The organism is Synergistaceae bacterium (assembly GCA_012728235.1).
Taxonomy (GTDB): Bacteria; Synergistota; Synergistia; order Synergistales; family Synergistaceae; genus JAAYFL01.
The window spans coordinates 1-2,084 of sequence record JAAYFL010000009.1; the positions used below are offsets into that span (position 1 = coordinate 1).

Here is a 2,084-nt window from a genome sequence, read left to right on the forward strand (position 1 = left end):
CCCGGCCTACTGCTTAGAAGGCAGTTGCTCTATCCAGCTGAGCTACAGACGCTTAGAGTGTTACCTTAACAAAGCACGCAAGCAATTATAACGTTTCTGTATACCATGTCAAGTGATTATAATATAAAATTAAGCTTTTAAACAATAAAACTATATTATTTTACCGTTATTAATATATTCCCATAATTCATTTTTTGAAACATTAATAAATTCCCCGGGTGGTAATGTTCTCAACTCTAGTTTCCCAATTTTCGTTCGTATTAACTTTCTAACGTCATTATCCAAAGCCCTTGCCATGAGACGTATTTCTCTTTTTATTCCTTCGGCTAAAACAACTTCAAACCAGGTCTGCATTGGTTTGCGTGCTATTCTTCTAACATTAACCGGTTTAAGCAATCTGTCGTCAATCGTAACGCCTTTCATCCATGCAATTAACGTTGGTTCGTCCATTGGTTTCCTAAGCTCTACTTCATATGTCTTGGTGATATTTTTACTTGGATGTATTAAATTATGCGAGAATAATCCGTCATTTGTGAGAATGATCAGTCCTTCGCTATCTCGGTCGAGACGTCCTACAGGAAATATTCGTAAATAATCCATTGATGTAGGTAAAACATCAATTATTGTCTGTTCTCTTGAGTCTTCTACTGCACATAAAAGTCCTCGAGGTTTATTATAGATAATATATGTTAAAGAAACAGGAAATACCTTTTTATTATCGATCTCGACAATATCTGCAGTTGCAATTTGCCGCCCAGGCTCGTTGACAACTTCGCCGTTTACCATGACTTTGCCCGCTAAAATATATTCTTCTGTTTTTCTGCGAGCTGCAATACCGCACATTGCCAAGTACCTGTTTAATCTTATTGTATCTTTGCTATTTGACGTCATTTTATATTATTCTGAGCTATCTGATGAAAATATTTCTTCGTTAATGTTCACAAATGCATCTTTATAGTTAGCCAGCTCATTCCTTTCACTAAGTTCTTCTAAAGAAGGAAGAGAATTTATGCTAGAAAGTCCAAATATTTCCAGAAATCTATCTGTTGTCCTGAAAAGTAGTGGAGAGCCAACGCTTTTTTTCCGACCGGCAACTCGTACTAAACCATGTTTAAGGAGAGTATCAACAACTCTATCGCAACGTACGGACCTTATCTCTTCTATTTCTGATCGGGTGACAGGTTGGTTATACGCTATAACAGAAAGAGTTTCGAGTGCAGCTCTGCTTAAGCGAACACGTTGTAAAGAAACGCTATTTGCAAAATCTTCAATTACCTCACTTAAACTTGAATCCGTCGCTATTTGCCAACCACCAGCTAAAAATAAAATTCTTAATCCGTGGTTTTCTTCATAAACATTCTTTATGCAATCTATAGCTTTATCTATACGCTGTACTGAAACTCCTAAATATGAGGCTAATTCTTGAGATGTGATTGGTTGTGGGGAAATAAAAAGCATCGCCTCTACTTGTCGCTCAAGAAGCTCCATTTTTAGAACTATTTTTGTTTCTTTATCCTGCCGCAATCTCAACATCTCCCCATATTTTATGTTGTATCAGATTTATCATTCCCAGACGTGACATTTCGAGAAGAGCCAATAGAGTGACTATTAAAAATTTTTTATTTTTCTCATAAAGGATTTCACTTAGTAACAAACGGTTAGACTGCAACTGTAGCAATAATTCATCCATTCTTTCCTCAACTTGACGCTCCTCAGGTATTGCGTCTGGAATATCTTCCCAAAGATCGTCCTGTGTTAAGTCAGTATCTTTCAACCTTTGGTGATATTCTTCTAAAAGCTGCCACCATCTAGAAGCTAGGCCGTAAAGATCTCCTAAATCATAAAAAGGGGAACTATCTTCATCAAATACTCTATTAAATGAACGTTCCCGTTCTTCTTGATATGTTTTTAATAACGATGTTGCTTTTCGATATGGGATAAACTCTTCGAGTAAACGCCGCAAATCATCTTCCGTCTCTATATATCCTTCATCAAAATCTTCCAAATCTACATCTTCTTGTAATGATGCTGGAAATAGGGAACGAACCTTTTTTAGCAATAATCTACTCACAAAAGAAAAAAAC

Annotated in this window: 3 protein-coding genes; all 3 read right to left on the reverse strand. The window is 36.4% G+C overall.

Features of this window, described 5'->3' with window-relative positions; all coding sequences use genetic code 11:
- Positions 1-150 precede the first annotated feature (150 nt).
- Positions 151-891: an rRNA pseudouridine synthase gene (locus GXZ13_00495; protein ID NLX74325.1), complete on the reverse strand. Its 741-nt coding sequence runs from the start codon at positions 889-891 to the stop codon at positions 151-153.
- Positions 892-897: 6 nt separating this feature from the next.
- Entirely contained in the window at positions 898-1,488 is a 591-nt protein-coding gene (scpB, locus tag GXZ13_00500) for an SMC-Scp complex subunit ScpB (protein ID NLX74326.1), read from the reverse strand.
- 22 nt (positions 1,489-1,510) lie between these two features.
- Positions 1,511-2,084 (reverse strand): hypothetical protein (locus GXZ13_00505; GenBank protein NLX74327.1); only part of this gene is annotated, 574 nt, incomplete at its 5' end.

What these genes read in the sequence shown, in the direction of transcription:
- GXZ13_00495 (NLX74325.1), bottom strand. Translation starts at nt 891, where the DNA reads ATGACGTCAAATAGCAAAGATACAATAAGATTAAACAGGTACTTGGCA.
- scpB (NLX74326.1), bottom strand. Translation starts at nt 1,488, where the DNA reads ATGGAGCTTCTTGAGCGACAAGTAGAGGCGATGCTTTTTATTTCCCCA.